Raw genomic sequence first — 14,570 nt, forward strand, 5'->3', positions numbered from 1 at the left:
GAGCTCGACTGCCGGGTCACCGCCCGCGACGTCGACCTCCGACTCACCGTCCCCGCCGGCCGCCGCCTGGCGATCGTCGGCCCCAACGGCGCGGGCAAGTCCACGGCGCTGTCCCTGCTCGCCGGGCACCTGCGCCCCGACTCGGGCGAGGTCCGCCTCGACGGCAGCCTCGTCAGCTCGCCCCGCACCCACGTGCCCGCGCACCGTCGCCGCGTCGTCGCGCTCGAGCAGCGGCCCGGTCTGCTGCCGCACCTCACCGCCCTGGACAACGTGGCGTACGGCCCCCGCGCCCGCGGCGTGCGCAGGCGCGAGGCCCTCGCCCGCGCCCGCACCGAGCTCGAGGCCGTGGGCTGCGCGGACCTCGCCGGCCGCCGCCCGCACGAACTGTCCGGAGGGCAGGCCCAGCGTGTGGCGCTCGCCCGCGCGCTGGCCGTCGACCCGGAACTCGTGCTGCTCGACGAGCCGCTGGCCGCGCTGGACGTGGAGGTCGCCCCGGCGATCCGGCGCCTCCTCGCCGATCGGCTCACCGGCCGGGCCGTGGTCCTGGTGACCCACGATCCGCTGGACCTGTGGGCGCTGGCCGACGATGTCGTCGTCGTCCTCTCCGGCCGCGCCACCCAGTCCGGCACGGTCGAGGAGGTCCTCGCGCGCCCGGCGTCGGACTTCGCCGCGCGACTGGCCGGCGTCTCACTGGTGGAGGGGATCGTCGACGACGACGAGGTACGCACCCCCGGAGGCGATGCCGTGGCGGGGATCCGCGCGAGCGCCGCCACCGATTGGCGGAGCGGGGTGCGGGCGGTGGCGACGGTCGATCCGCGGGCGGTGGCCGTGCACGCCGCCCCCGCCGACACCCGGCCCGTCTTGAACCCGGCCGGTCCCGCACCCGCGCGTTCATTCGCCGTGAGCCCGCGCAATGCGTGGCCCGCCCGCGTCGTGTCGTTGGCTCCGGCCGGGGCGCTGACCCGCGTGACCGCCGAACTCCGGGACGGCCAGAGGGTCGACGCCGAGATCACGACGCGATCGGCCGCCGAACTCGCGCTCGCACCGGGCGTGCCCGTCACGCTGGTCGTCAAGGCAACCCAGGTGGTGCTCTACCCGCGAGGCGGCTGACTCGAGCCGGCTGTGCACGACGTCCCCGCCACGACCGCCCATTTGCATCCGCCGACCTGCACTCGCCCACCCGCCCGACAGCCGCCCCTCACGATGGCGTCTCGCGCGCCCCGGCGGGCAGGCCAGACGCCATCGTGACGCGCGGCTGTCTATCGACCGTGCATCGCCGGGAGCGAGACGCCAGGCGGAGGAGCGGCTGCGCTGCACCCACGCACCCGAGACGCCACGCACAGGAGCGAGACGCCAGGCCCGGGAGCGGGTGTCTCGCCGCCGAGCGCACACGCCCGGTCAGGGCCGGCCGCGGCAGCTCAGCCGACGCGGTCGACCGTGAAGCGCACGAGCCGGCGCAGCGCCTCGTTGGCGGGGCCGGCGGGCAGGGCGTCGAGCTCGGCCATGGCGTCATCGACGTACTTCTCCAGCGTCGCCCGCGCGCGCCGCATGCCGTCGGAGACCCGGAGCAACTCCAACGCCTCCACGACCTCGGCGTCGTCGGTGAGCGGCTGGGCCAGCAGGTCGCGCAGTCGCGCACTGTCGGGCGAGCCGGCCTCCATCGCGTAGATCATCGGCAGGGTGTGCACGCCCTCACGTAGGTCGGTGCCGGGGGTCTTGCCGGACTCGGCGGACGGGGAGGCGATGTCGATGATGTCGTCGGCGATCTGGAACGCGATCCCCACCGCGTCCCCGAACCTGCGCAGCCGCGCGATCTGCTCGCCGGTCGCGCCGGAGTACTCGCCTCCGAACTGAGCGGCGGCGGCGATGAGCGACCCGGTCTTCTCCCAGATGACGCGCAGGTAGTGCTGGGCGGCGTCCTCGTCGCGGCCGCCGACGCCGGGCCCGACGGTCTCGCGCATCTGCCCGGTGACCAGTTCGGCGAAGGTCTGGGCGATGAGCTGGACGGCGGCGGGACCGAGGTCAGCCAGCAGCATGGACGAGTGGGCGAAGAGGAAATCGCCGGCGAGGATCGCGGTGGAGTTGTCCCACCTGCTGTTGGCGGACTCGACGCCGCGGCGCATGCTGGCCTCGTCCATGACGTCGTCGTGGTACAGGGTCGCGAGGTGGATCATCTCGCAGACGACGGCGGCCTTGACCAGGCGCTCGTGGTCGGGCTCGGGCCCGATCTCGCCGGCGAGCAGGGTCACGATCGGCCGGAAGCGCTTGCCGCCGGCGGTGACGAGGTGAAGGGCGACCTCGGAGAGGAAGTCCTCGCCGCTCTCGAGCCGGCTGACCAGCAGTTTCTCGACTTCGTCGAGTCGCCCTCGCAGCGCGGCGGCGAGGTCTGCGTCACCGACGTCCACGCCGGCCACCACGTGGTCCGTCGCCGTGTCCGCGGTGCCGGTCGTCACTGAATCGCTCGACATCCCCACTCGTCCTCGTCGCCTGGTGCGGGTCGGCATCGACCGGCCCTTCCCGACAGACTACGGTCCCGGCCCGGTGGCTGCGGCACCCCACCCCGCCCGAGGTGCCGGCGACCGTCGCGCCCGCCGACCTGCCACCATGGTGCGTATGGAGTCCCGGTGGCGTCTTCCCTCTTCGACCGATGTCCTCGTGGTGGGCTGTGGCCCGGCGGGGGCGGCGACCGCGACGTGGTTGGCGCGGGCGGGTCGCGAGGTGACGGTGCTCGACGCCGCGGAGTTCCCGCGCGACAAGACGTGTGGGGACGGCCTGACGCCGCGGGCGATGCTCGAGGTGGACCGGCTGGGTCTGGGGGCGTGGGCGCGGAACCGGATCACCATCCGCGGCCTCGAACTGCGGGGCTTCGGCCACGAGCGACGGGTGCCGTGGCCGGCGGGTGAGCACGGCGGCACGGGGTCGGCGGTGCGGCGGACGGTGTTCGACGACCGGCTGCGGCAGGCGGCGGTCGAGGCCGGCGCGGTGGTGCACGACGGCGTTCGGGTGACGGGCGTGGAGAGGGGCGACGACGACGAGGTGACCGCCGTCCTGGCCGGGGACGATCGCGTGGACTGCCGGACACTGGTGGTGGCCGATGGCGTGAGGTCGCCGGTGGGTCGTCTGCTGGGTCGCACCTGGCATCGCGACACGGTCTACGCCGTGGCGGCGCGGTCGTATGTCGGATCCGCTCGGCACGACCATCCGTGGATCGGGTCCGATCTCGAGCTGCGCGACGAGGCGGGTGCCATCCAGCCCGGCTACGGGTGGGTGTTCCCGCTCGGCGACGGCGAGGTCAACCTCGGGGTGGGGGCGCTGGCGACGTCGGCGCGGCCGGCGAACGTGGCGGTCAAGGAGCTGCTGCAGCACTACGCCCGTAGCGTGCGCGGGGACTGGGCGTTGGAGGGTGAGCCGCGGGCGGTGACGTCGGCGCTGCTGCCGATGGGCGGCGCGGTGTCGGGGGTGGCGGGCCGCAACTGGGCGGCGGTGGGTGACGCGGCGGCGTGCGTGAACCCGCTCAACGGCGAGGGCATCGACTACGCGCTCGAGGGCGGGCGGTTGCTGGCCGAGTTGATCCACGCCGGCCACGGCACGGGCTCGGGCGGCGTCGGTGCCCGCACCGAGCCGCTCACGCACGCGTGGCCGGAGGTGCTGCGGCGGACGTACGGCGAGGCGTTCGCGATCGCCCGGGACGCCGCCCGGCTGCTCACCTATCCGAGGTTCCTGCCGATGGCCGGTCCGGTGGGGATGCGCTCGCAGACGGTGATGACGGCGGCGGTGCGCTGCATGTCCAACACCGTCGCCGACTCGGACCGCGACGTGGTGGCGCGGGCGTGGCGGGCGGCCGGGTCGGTGGCCCGCAGGCTCGACCGGCGCCCGCTGTTCGCCGACTGACCGCGCGGACACCCGTCGGTCGTGCGCGAGCCGGGCGGGCGGCCTCCGCGCCGGACCGAGGGCCCGGGCGGCGTCAGGCGGGGCGGCGGGCCAGGTGGATCGCGGCGATGCCGCCGGTGAGGTTGGTGACGCTGCAACGCTCCCAGCCGCTGGACTCGACCATCTCGAGCAGCGCCTGCTGGTCCGGCCAGTCGCGGATGGACTCGGCCAGGTAGACGTACGCGTCCGGGTTCGAGGACACGCTCGTGGCGATCTTCGGCAGCGCCCGCATGAGGTAGTTCATGTAGAGCGCGCGGAACGGCGGGAAGACGGGCGTGGAGAACTCCACCACCGCGAGCCGCCCGCCCGGCTTGACCACGCGCGCCATCTCCCGCAGACCGGCGGCGGTGTCCTGGACGTTGCGCAGGCCGAAGCTGATGGTCGCGGCGTCGAAGGAGGCGTCGGCGAACGGCAGCTTCATCGCGTCGCCGGCGACCTTGGGCACGTCCCGACCCGCGCCCGCGCGCAGCATGCCGAGCGAGAAGTCCGCGGCCACGCACCACGCGCCGGACCTGGCCAGCTCGACGGTCGACACGGCGGTGCCGGCGGCCAGGTCGAGGATCCGCTCCCCCGGCCGCGGCGCGAGCAGCGACCGGGCCCGGCGCCGCCACACGTGGTCCATGCCTCCGGACAGGATCGTGTTGGTCAGGTCGTAGCGCTTCGCGACGCCGTCGAACATCGACGCGACGTCGCGGGGCTGCTTGTCGAGATTGGCGCGGGACACGCCCCCGACGCTACCCGGCCCGGCCGAGGCCCACGCGGACCCGGCCCGCGGAGGAGCCGACGCGGCCCGTGGACGAGCGGGCGCCGGCGGCGACGTAGTGGTCGAACAGCTGCCCGCAGACGGCGTCCCAGGTGCGCCCCGCGACGGTTGCACGGGCGGCGGCGGCCAGCCGATCGCGGTCGGCGAGCACGGCGTCGAGTGCCGCGGAGACCTCGGCGGCGTACCGCCCCGGGTCGAGCAGGACGCCGTTGACTCCGGCCTGCACGAGATCGCGCGGGCCGCCGGCGTCGGGGCCGATCACGGGCACGCCCGAGGCGTGGGCCTCCTGGACGGACTGGCAGAACGTCTCGAACTCGCCGGGGTGACAGAACACGTCGAGCGTGGCGAAGGCCCGGGCCAGGGCCTCGCCGTGGAGCTCGCCGGTGAAGACCGCGTGGGGCATGGCGGCCTGGAGTGCGGGGCGGTCGGGTCCGTCGCCGACGACGACGAGTCGGACGTCGCCGCCCGGGCCGGAACGGTCGGCCAGCGGCCGGAGGCGCTCGACGTGCTTCTCCGGTGCGAGCCTGCCGACGAATCCGACGACGGGCCGCCCGTCCGGCGACCACAGCCGATGCAGGGCCGCGCTGCGCCGGGTGGGCGAGAACCGCTCGGTGTCGACGCCCCGCCCCCACCGGTACAGGCGCGGGATGCCGCGGGAGGCCAGGTCCTCCATCGCCGCGGTCGACGGGGCGAGGGTGCGGTCGCAGGTCGCGTGGATCGCCCGGGTCCAGGCCCACGCGGCGTCGGCGAGGACGCCGATCCCGTAGGCGTCGGCGAAGCCGGCCACGTCGGTCTGGTACACCGCCACCGAGGGAACGCCCAGGGCGCGGGCCGCGGCGGCCCCGGCGGCGCCGAGCACGAACGGGGACGCCAGGTGCACCACGTCGGGAGCGAAGTCGCGCAGGGCGTTGTACACGCTGGGGCTGGGCGCCCCGACCGGCAGCGAGGACACCACCGGCACCCGCACGGCCGTGACCCGGTGGACGGGGTACCCGAGGTGATGGTCGGGGTCGGGCCCGTCGGACGCGGGCCGGCCGAGATAGGGGGAGACGGCGCTGACCAGCGGGTGCGCCTGCACGGCACCGGCCGCCCCCTGCCAGAAGCCGACCTGGTCGGAGGGGGCGACGACGAGGCAGTCGTGGCCGTGGCGGCGCGCGTACTCCAGCACGCGCAGGACGGAGTTGGTGACGCCGTTGACGTTCGGCAGGAACGATTCGGTGACGATGGCTACGCGCACGCCCTCACTGTCGCCCGGCCGGGCCACGGGCCGGTGATCAGCGCGGGTCGGTGCGGGGAATTCGCGGTATCGCCCGGTGAACCCCCGGTGACGCGGCGACGTAGGCGAGCGCGGCCAGCGGCACGACCACCGCCGGGACCGACAGGGCGGGTACCACGGCGACGGTCCAGCTGCGGCCGGAGACCCGGACGAGATCGGGGTTGGCCCGGCGGAACTCCACCTGCACGCGCTGCCCCTCCACCAGCCCCGTCGGGTAGAACACGCCGGTCACCGGGCGCACCGTCCGGCCGCCGCCGGCGTCGAACTCCACCGCGGCCCGCCGCTCGGTGACCTCGGTGACGGTGGCCGTGGCGCTGCCCATGTCCCGGTCGATGCGCTGGTCGTTGACGAAGCACGCCAGCAGGATGAGGACGGCCGTGAGCACGGAGAACGCCGCCGCGGCCGCCGCCACCACCCGCACGCCCTGCCGGGCGTACACCGCGCGACGGGCCCGACGCGCGGAGACGGTGCCCGCGGTCATTCGGGGTCCGAGGCCCGGGGCTCCACGGCCTCCGAGCGCAGGGCCGCGTGCAGCTCGCGCAGGCCCTGCCGGTCGGTGCCCACCCGCACCACGCGCAGGCCCTCGGGGACGATGTCGTGGTGCGCGACCGGGACCGACGGCTGCGCGAGGATCGCCTCGAGCCCGGCGGGATCGGTGTCGGTGAACGGCACCCCGGCGCCCGCGCAGATCGCACCGAGGTTCGCGCCGTGCGGGGTGCCGAAGACCCGCTCGAAGTCGGCGGCCAGCCGCGGATCGCCCTGCTCGAGCAGGGAGAAGATGCCGCCACCGTCGTCGTCGGCCACCACGATGAGCAGATCCGACGGGTGGCGCTCACGGGGTCCGAGCAGCAGCCCCGAGATGTCGTGCAGGAACGTGAGGTCACCCAGCAGCGCCACGGTCCGACCGGGCGCCGACAGCGCGACACCGATCGCCGTGGACACCGTCCCGTCGATCCCCGAGGCGCCGCGGTTGGCGTACACGGACACGTCGGGGTCGATCGGCCCCACGAAGGACAGGTCCCGCACGGCGTTGGAGGCGCCCACCACGAGGTTGTCCCCGGCCCGCACGCCGCGGGCCACGGCGCGGGCCACGTGTAGGCCCGTCGGGGCGCCCGCGTCCAGGTGCTCGTCGAGCAGCCTGTCGACGGCCGCGCGGGCGTGGGCGTCGGCACGGGCGGTGGTCTCGGTCCACGACCGCTCGACCCCCCAACCGGTGAGCACGGAGTCGGCGAGCTCGGCGGCGCTGCCCGTGGGATTGGGCGAGCGCGGGCCCGCGTCGAGGATCACCAGGTCGACCTCCGGGTCGGCCAGCAACCGCGTCACGGAGCGGTGCAGCGTCGGCCGGCCGGTGACCACCACCTGCTCGGGCCGCAGCGACGGGATCGCCAGCGGGTGCACCGGATGCAGCGGGACCGGCGCGCCGGGCTCGGCGACCGTCGGGACGCCCACCAGCCCGGAGACCGGCGCCGCCCCGACGCCCGAGACCACCAACGTGGGCCGCGTGAGGTCCACCGCCACCGCCGAGGCGGCGGGAGCCGAATCGACCCCCGCGCCCGCCCGCTGCACCCACGGACGACCGCCCGGGCGCCCCTCCGGCAGACCGCGGGAGCCGTCGCCGGGGTCCACCTCGTCGTCGTCGTACCCCCCTGGGCCGCCACCGAGGACGAACTCCTCGTCGCCCTCGCCCGGCACCAGCGGCTCGCGGAACGCGATGTCCACCTGCACCGGGCCCGGGTCCGCGGCCGCGGTGGCGGTGAGGATCGCGCGGCCGATCGCGGAGCGCCAGTGGCGGTGCTCGGTGACGGGGTCGCCGGCCGCGCCGAGCTCGATCACCGCGCGGGCGTGCGGCCCGAAAAGCCCCACCTGGTCGATGGTCTGGTTGGCGCCGGTCCCCCGCAGCTCCGGCGGACGGTTGGCCGTGAGCGCCAGCACCGGCACCCCGGAGTGGGCGGCCTCGACCATCGCCGGATGGAGATTGGCGACCGCGGTGCCCGAGGTGACGACGACGGGGACCGGCCGCTTCGAGCCCAGCGCGAGTCCTAGCGCCGTGAACCCGGCACCGCGCTCGTCGATCCGCACGTGCAACGCGATCCGACCGGCCCGCTCCGCCGCGGCCAACGCCAGGGCCAGTGGGGCGCTGCGCGAACCCGGGCACAGGACCGCGTCGGTGATCCCGTGGCGGACCATCTCGTCCACCAGGACACGGGCCTGCGCGGTACTGGGGTTGCTCGGCGTGGCAGTCATCGCCCCCCAGCCTAGTCGTGAGAGGTCGACCGCCCCGCCGCATCCGTGAGCCGCCCACCCATCGCCGCCAGGGCCTCGCGCAACGCCTCCGGCGACTCCACGACGAACTCCCCCGGCAGCCTGGCGAGGAACCACGCCAGCGCGTCGAGGTCGGCCGCCCCGGTCTCCAGCCGGCACGCCGGGCCGTCCGGGTGGCCCGCGGGGTGCAGCTCGGTGACCGTGGCGTACATGGGCGGGAACATCTCGGCCACCTCCTCGGCGGGCGCGAACACCGTCACCCGCGCCACGTGCGGGTACGGCGCCGCGGTGACCGAGTGCTGGACGTGCGGCGCCGGGTCCGGCACGTCGGCGCGCGGGGTGAACCGCCACCGGCTGCGGTGCACCGCGCGGATCCGGTCCAGCCGGAACGTGCGCCAGTCCGCGCGCTCGAGATCGAAGCACAGCAGGTACCAGCGCCGGCCCAGCACGACGATCCGGTACGGCTCCACCCGCCGCTCCGTCTCCCGCCCCGCGCGGTCGCGGTAGTCCAGCCGCACCTGCTCCGTGCCCCGCACCGCGTGGCCCAGGTCGAGCAGCAGGCCCGGCTCCACCGGGGTGTCCGCGCCGGCGACCGCGACCATCGACTCGGTGACGTCGGCGACACGCTCCCGCAGGCGGCCGGGCATCACCTGGTCCAACTTGGTCAGCGCGCGCAGGGCGTGCTCCCCGACGCCCGCCACCGCGCCGCCGGCCGCCAGACGCAGGGCGATCGCGACGGCCACCGCCTCCCTGTCGTCGAGCAGCAGCGGCGGCAGGCGACGACCCGAACCCAGCCGGTAGCCGCCGCCCGCGCCGCGCTCGGACTCCACCGGATAGCCCAGGTCCCGCAGGCGGTCCACGTCCCTGCGGACCGAGCGGGTCGTCACGCCCAGCTCCGCCGCCAACTCCTCGCCCGTCCACACCGAACGACGCTGCAGCAGGTCCAGCAGACAAAGCACGCGCTGGGTGGTGGGCATCCGGTCCTCGCTCATCGCGAGCCCCCGTTCGTCGCCGGGTCATCCGTCATGACGGAAGTGTTCCACGGCCAGCGGACCGGAACTGTCCGGATGGGGTGCGACGCTGTCCGCAGCCGACCTCGCAAGGAGAACGCCATGACCGCCGCCCACACCCTCGACTGGACCGACCAGCTCGTCGACCAGATGGACCGACACTGGACCAGCCAGCTCCGCCCGCGCCTCGAGGGGATGACCGACGACGAGTACCACTTCTCGCCCGCGCCCGACGAGCGGACCTGGGACGTGCGACCGCGGGGCACCAGCCGGGCCCCGATGCAGGGCGGAGCCGGCGACCACACCATCGACTTCGAGTTCCCCGAACCCGTGCCCGCGCCGGTGACGACCATCGCGTGGCGGATCGGCCACCTCGTCGTCGGCGTGTTGGGCGCCCGGTGGCACTCCCACTTCGGCGGTCCCCCGCACGACTACATGACCCACACCTACGCCGGGGACGCCGCCGGCGGCCTGGCCCAGCTCGACCTCACCTACGCCGCCTGGATGAACGGCGTGCGGGGGCTCGACGCCGAGGCGCTCGCCCGGCCGATCGGCGAGGCGGAGGGCCCGTGGGCCGACTACCCCATGGCCGCCCTGGTCCTGCACATCAACCGCGAGGTCATCCACCACGGCGCCGAGATGTGCCTCCTGCGCGACGTGTACGCGCACACCCACTGATCCGTTCGAACGCACCGCCCACCACACACACCGAGGAGTCGTCATGCCACTGTTCCCCGCCACCTGCCCCACCGAGCGCGAGAACCTGCTCGAGTGGATCGATGTCGCGTTGGTCAACGCCCGGTCGATCGTCCACGGACTGGACGCCGACCAGCTGCGCGCACGACCGCTGCCCTCCAGCGAGTTGACGCTCGGATGGCTGATCCTGCACATCGGCGAGGTCGCGGAGGGCTGGCTGGGCCGCGCCGCCGCCGCCCCGAACGCGCCCGAGACCGGACGGTCCCTGCCCGAGCAGTTCGCCTGGGCCGAGGCGGTGAACCGGGTCGACCCCGACGCCACCGCCGAGGAGATCCTCGCCGAGTACGACCGGCGGTGCGCGGCCGGACTCGCCCACCTGCGCGACGCCGATCTCGACGCGCCCGTCCCCGTGCCCGAGGAGATGCCGTGGTTCCCGCCGGGGCTGCCCGCCTTCAACGGGCGCTGGGCCGCCCTCCACGCGCTCAACGAGATCGCGCGCCACTCCGGTCACGCCGACATCCTGCGCGAGGCCATCGACGGCCGGACGATGTACGAGCTCATCGCCGAGAGTCAGGGGATCGACATGTCCTACATCGGGCAGTGGTTCGCCGCCCATCCCGAGGTGCCCGCGCCGGAGTGGTGACGGGAGGCGGCGCGGTGGCCGCCAGGGGCTCCGCGGCGGCCGTCTACGCGGGCGGAGTCTCCCCGGCACCGCCCGCGAGCTCGGCGAACTGCTCCTCGATCCGGCCGGCGACCTCGCCCGGTTCGGGGATGAGCTCGGCGTCGGTGGCGATCCCGACCGTCACCGTGCCGTCATAGCTGAAGATGCAGATCCCCAGCGCCTGGTCGCCGCTCATCGGCACCCACCCGAGCATGCCGTCGACGGTCGACCCGCCCAACGAGACCGGGCCGACCGGACCCGGCACCGAGGTGAGCTGACCGACGGTCTTGTTGGCGAACAGGTCGATCACCGCCCGTGCCACCGGTCCGGGCGCCGCGGCCACGGTGAGGATCGTCGCGAACGTCACGTGCGGCTCGAGCGAGTACCGCACGCGCGTCATCGAGGTGGTGATCGCGCCGAGCAGCTCCTCCGGGTCGTCGATCCCCAGCGGCAACCGCATGAGCACCAGCGTGATGTGATTGCCCAGCTCTCCCGCCTCGTCGTCGCCCGAGCCCACCGACACCGGGACCATGAGGTTGATATCCGAGACACGGCGGTCTCCATGGGCGTCGAGATACCCGGTCAACGCCTTGGACACGGCGGCGATCATCACCGGGGTGACGGTGCTGTCGTGCGACTTCGCCACCTCCTTGATCGCCGCGAGGTCCAGACCGGAGACCCACGCCACCTTCTTCTCGCGGTGCACCTTGCCGCTCCACGGAAGGTCGGCGGACCGCGGCTCGAACAGCAGCCGGAACACCGAGCGGTAGGTGTTGGCCATGCGATTGGTCGGACCGATGGCGTCGGTCAGGGATTCCACGGCGCGCGTGGGCACGCGCGAGAGTCGGCGACCCGGAGCCAGCACGTCGCGGGTCAGCCGGCCGAGTGTCTCCGGGAGCCTCAGCGCTCCACCGGTCACCCCGCGGGCGATGCCGAACGAGTCCTTGGCCACGTCGGCGCCGACCCCTCCGACCGCGCTCATCGCGCCGAGCACACCCTTCGTCCGGGGCGACAGGTCGCGGCCGACCGAGGGCGGCGGGGTGTCGTCCTCGTGATCGCACAGATCCAGGACCAGCTGCGTGAGCCGGACCCCGTCGACCACCCCGTGCTGGACGCGGAACAGGATGAGCGCGCCCTCCTCGGCCGCGCCCTCGTCCTCCGCGCCGTCATCCTCCGCGCCGTCCGGGTGGTACCCCTCGATGAACTCGACCCGCCACAGCGGACTGCCGCCGGGGAGCGGCACGCCCATCTGCTCGGCGACGTGCGCCTCGGCCTCCGCGCGTCCGCCGGGTTCGGGCAGACGCCGGTGGACCAGGTGGTTCGACAAATCGAAGTCGGGGTCGTCGACCCAGTACCACCGACGACCCCTGCGCTTGGCCACCCGACGGAACACCGGGTACGGCTCGACCATGCGGGTGCGGATCGCCTCTGTGACGGCGCCCCAGTCCGGCACGCGGGAGAACCACATCAGCGAGTTGATGTACATGAGGTTGTCCGGTCGGTCCATCAGCAGCCAGAGCTGGTCCCGCAGCGGGATCCGCACCCCGTCCGTCTTTCCTCCTGTCGCACTGCCCGCCGCGCTGCCCGTTGCACCGTCCGTCGCCGCCATGGCTCCGTTCCTCCCGCTCGCCGGGTGCCCGCCTCCTCGAGCGCGGGGCGCCTCGCGGCTCACGCTAGGACAGTGATGACATCCGCCGCCGCGCAATGGCCGCACCCGGCGGCACAATGGGCGGATGCGCATCGTGCACACGCCGGACGACCCACCCGCCAAGGGCTTCTACGCACTGCTCACCGCCTCGATCGCGCCGCGGCCGATCGCGTGGGTGTCGACCGTCTCGGCTGACGGAGTGCTCAACCTGGCGCCGTACTCGTTCTTCACCGTCGCGTGCGCGGATCCGGCGATCCTGTCCGTGACGTCTATCGGCCGCAAGGACACGTACCGCAACGTGATGGACACCGGCGAGTTCGTGGTGAACATCGGCACCGAATCGCTGATCGAGACGATGAACGCCACGTCGGCGCCCGTCGGGCCGGAGGTGGACGAGTTCGAGATGCAGGGGCTGACCCCCGATCCGTCGGACATCGTCTCCCCGCCGCGGGTCGCGGAGGCACCGATCGCGTTCGAGTGCGTGCGTCACGACGTGATCGACCTGGGCACCAGCGCGATGCTGCTCGGTCGCGTGGTGAGCGTGACAGCCGACGAGGAGATCATGGCCGACGACGGACTCCCCGACTTCGACATCCTTCTGCCGCCCTCCCGGCTCGGCCGCCACCAGTGGGGCTACGCCCCAGGCACGCGAGAGCTGCCGCGGCCGCGGAAGTAGGTCCGGAGCTCCCGTTCCTATCCGGCCCCGCCGGCAGCCGCGGCCCACGGGGCAGCCGCTCCCCTGCCTGGCGCCTCGCTCCCGCCCACGTACGGCCCCGCACACAGCCGCTCCCCGCGATGGCGTCTCGCTCCCCTCCCTGTACTGCTCCGTCGGCAGCCGCTCCCCGCGATGGCGTCTCGCACACCCCGCGGTGCGCGCGAGACGCCATGGCGGCGGGCGGCTGGTGCTCCGGCTGGATCAGCGGCAGCTGCGAACGCCTGACAACGGCTCCGCTTCCAGCTACTGCCACGGACAACCGCGGCCGAGCAGCCGCTGGAAAGTCACAGCCCCGCCCCTCTCCACAGGCCGGGCGCAGAACCGGCCTCCGCGACGGGAACGGCCGGCCCGTCACGGCAATACTGCCTGGCCATGAGCACTGATCAGTCCCGTCCAGTCGTCATCACCGCGGCCGAGCTCCTCGCCCGTGGCTATAGTCGCCGAGCGCGCGAGCACGCGGAACGCACCGGTCAGCTCTACCGCGTCCGCCACGGCATCTACACGCTCGCGTCGGAACTCCCCACCGGTCCCGACAAGGCCGAGGCGATGCTCGAGATGAGATCGCGGGCCGCGGCGAAGAGCGTCGGCCCCGGGACCGCCCTGTCGCATACCTCGGCGCTCGTCCTCCACGGCCTGCCCGTCCACGAGATGGACACCCGGCGGGTCACCACCACCAGGCATCGACCCGGCAGCGGGAGCAGGCGCGGAAGGAGCACGATCTGCCACAATCTCGATCTCGCGGACGCCGTGGTCGAGGTGGACGGCATCCCGGTCACGACTCCGGCGCGGACGATCGTCGATGTCGCGCGGACGAGTCCCTTCACCGGCGCGGTGTGTGCGGCGGACGAGGCGTTGCGTCGCGAATTGTGCAGCCCGACCGATCTGGCGGTCGAACTCGAGGCCGCCGCCGGCCGGGTGGGGATCGCCAGAGCCCGGGCCGTGGTGGCGTTCGCGGACGCGGGCGCCCAGTCGGTCCTCGAGTCGGCCAGCAGGGTGATGATCAGTCGCGCCGGTCTGCCGATGCCCGAGCTCCAACGGGAGTTCATCCTCTCGGACGGGACGTCGGCCTTCGTGGACATGTACTGGGAGGAGTGGGGGCTCGTCGGTGAGGCCGACGGGACGGGGAAGTACGGGATCGACGACGACGAGGTCGACGTCCGCAAGAAGCTCCGCGACGAGAAGAGACGGCAGAACGACATCGAATCTCTGGGCAACATCGTCCGGCGGTGGCAGTGGGAGGACTATCAGTGCGGCCGGGTCGTGCCGGTCATCCGCGAGGCGATGAGGATTCAGGAGTCCCTCGGCCGGGGTCCGGGCCGCGTCGCGTGACCGAGACCATCGCGACCGGGTCGGCCGCCCGCTCCCGGGGATGGCGCCTCGCTCCCCGACATGGCGTCTCGCCCCAAGCCGCGCACCACAGCCGCTCCCGGCGATGGCGTCTCGCTCCCGCGGATGCACGCGAATTCTGCAGCCGCTCCTGGGCATGGCGTCTCGCACACCCCGCGGTGCGCGCGAGACGCCATGGCGAGGAGCGGCTGTGTGCGGACCGGGCCCGGGGCCGCGATTCTGGAGAGCCGGCGGCCGACTGTGTGCGGACCGGGCCCGGGGC

General features: G+C 74.0%; 13 protein-coding genes. 6 read left to right on the plus strand and 7 right to left on the minus strand.

Going from position 1 to position 14,570, the window contains the following annotated elements; all coding sequences use genetic code 11:
- On the plus strand, positions 1-1,110 hold a 1,110-nt coding region (locus KHA85_RS12095; protein WP_213185978.1), incomplete at its 5' end, for a sulfate/molybdate ABC transporter ATP-binding protein.
- 308 nt (positions 1,111-1,418) lie between these two features.
- Here the strand turns inward: KHA85_RS12095 and KHA85_RS12100 are convergent.
- A complete protein-coding gene (locus KHA85_RS12100) occupies positions 1,419-2,468 on the minus strand; it encodes a polyprenyl synthetase family protein (protein WP_213185979.1) in 1,050 nt (349 codons plus the stop codon).
- Between the two features lie 145 nt (positions 2,469-2,613).
- On the opposite strand from KHA85_RS12100, the gene KHA85_RS12105 reads away from it, so the two are divergent.
- Positions 2,614-3,891, plus strand: coding sequence for a geranylgeranyl reductase family protein (locus KHA85_RS12105; RefSeq protein ID WP_236885604.1), 1,278 nt, complete (start codon positions 2,614-2,616; stop codon positions 3,889-3,891).
- A gap of 73 nt (positions 3,892-3,964) precedes the next feature.
- Here KHA85_RS12105 and KHA85_RS12110 read toward each other — a convergent pair whose 3' ends face one another.
- From KHA85_RS12110 to KHA85_RS12130, 5 genes are read right to left on the minus strand one after another with little or no spacing between them, the layout of a single operon-like run.
- The gene (locus tag KHA85_RS12110; protein WP_213185980.1) at positions 3,965-4,654 is read right to left on the minus strand and encodes a demethylmenaquinone methyltransferase; all 690 of its coding nucleotides are present in this window, start codon (positions 4,652-4,654) and stop codon (positions 3,965-3,967) included.
- Positions 4,655-4,664: 10 nt separating this feature from the next.
- Positions 4,665-5,930: a glycosyltransferase family 4 protein gene (locus tag KHA85_RS12115; protein WP_213185981.1), complete on the minus strand. Its 1,266-nt coding sequence runs from the start codon at positions 5,928-5,930 to the stop codon at positions 4,665-4,667.
- A 37-nt stretch (positions 5,931-5,967) separates the two neighbouring features.
- Positions 5,968-6,450 (minus strand): DUF3592 domain-containing protein, encoded by a 483-nt coding sequence (locus KHA85_RS12120; protein ID WP_213185982.1) that lies wholly within the window; start codon positions 6,448-6,450, stop codon positions 5,968-5,970.
- Positions 6,447-8,213: a 2-succinyl-5-enolpyruvyl-6-hydroxy-3-cyclohexene-1-carboxylic-acid synthase gene (gene menD / locus KHA85_RS12125; RefSeq protein ID WP_213185983.1), complete on the minus strand. Its 1,767-nt coding sequence runs from the start codon at positions 8,211-8,213 to the stop codon at positions 6,447-6,449. Before menD ends, KHA85_RS12120 begins: the two co-directional genes overlap by 4 nt.
- A gap of 11 nt (positions 8,214-8,224) precedes the next feature.
- A complete protein-coding gene (locus KHA85_RS12130; RefSeq protein WP_213185984.1) occupies positions 8,225-9,223 on the minus strand; it encodes a helix-turn-helix transcriptional regulator in 999 nt (332 codons plus the stop codon).
- A 120-nt stretch (positions 9,224-9,343) separates the two neighbouring features.
- On the opposite strand from KHA85_RS12130, the gene KHA85_RS12135 reads away from it, so the two are divergent.
- Both KHA85_RS12135 and KHA85_RS12140 read left to right on the plus strand, forming a co-directional pair.
- Positions 9,344-9,919 (plus strand): DinB family protein, encoded by a 576-nt coding sequence (locus KHA85_RS12135; protein WP_213185985.1) that lies wholly within the window; start codon positions 9,344-9,346, stop codon positions 9,917-9,919.
- A gap of 43 nt (positions 9,920-9,962) precedes the next feature.
- The gene (locus KHA85_RS12140; RefSeq protein WP_213185986.1) at positions 9,963-10,580 is read left to right on the plus strand and encodes a DinB family protein; all 618 of its coding nucleotides are present in this window, start codon (positions 9,963-9,965) and stop codon (positions 10,578-10,580) included.
- Between the two features lie 43 nt (positions 10,581-10,623).
- Here KHA85_RS12140 and KHA85_RS12145 read toward each other — a convergent pair whose 3' ends face one another.
- Positions 10,624-12,207, minus strand: coding sequence for a WS/DGAT domain-containing protein (locus KHA85_RS12145; RefSeq protein WP_236885605.1), 1,584 nt, complete (start codon positions 12,205-12,207; stop codon positions 10,624-10,626).
- A gap of 124 nt (positions 12,208-12,331) precedes the next feature.
- Here KHA85_RS12145 and KHA85_RS12150 point away from each other — a divergent pair, with 124 nt between their 5' ends.
- Complete coding sequence (locus KHA85_RS12150; RefSeq protein WP_213185987.1) at positions 12,332-12,922, plus strand: flavin reductase family protein; 591 nt, start codon at positions 12,332-12,334, stop codon at positions 12,920-12,922.
- Between the two features lie 411 nt (positions 12,923-13,333).
- Positions 13,334-14,290 (plus strand): type IV toxin-antitoxin system AbiEi family antitoxin domain-containing protein, encoded by a 957-nt coding sequence (locus KHA85_RS12155; RefSeq protein ID WP_007632317.1) that lies wholly within the window; start codon positions 13,334-13,336, stop codon positions 14,288-14,290.
- Positions 14,291-14,570: the final 280 nt, after the last annotated feature.

This window comes from Dietzia massiliensis, from assembly GCF_018390595.1.
Classification (GTDB): domain Bacteria; phylum Actinomycetota; class Actinomycetes; order Mycobacteriales; family Mycobacteriaceae; genus Dietzia; species Dietzia massiliensis.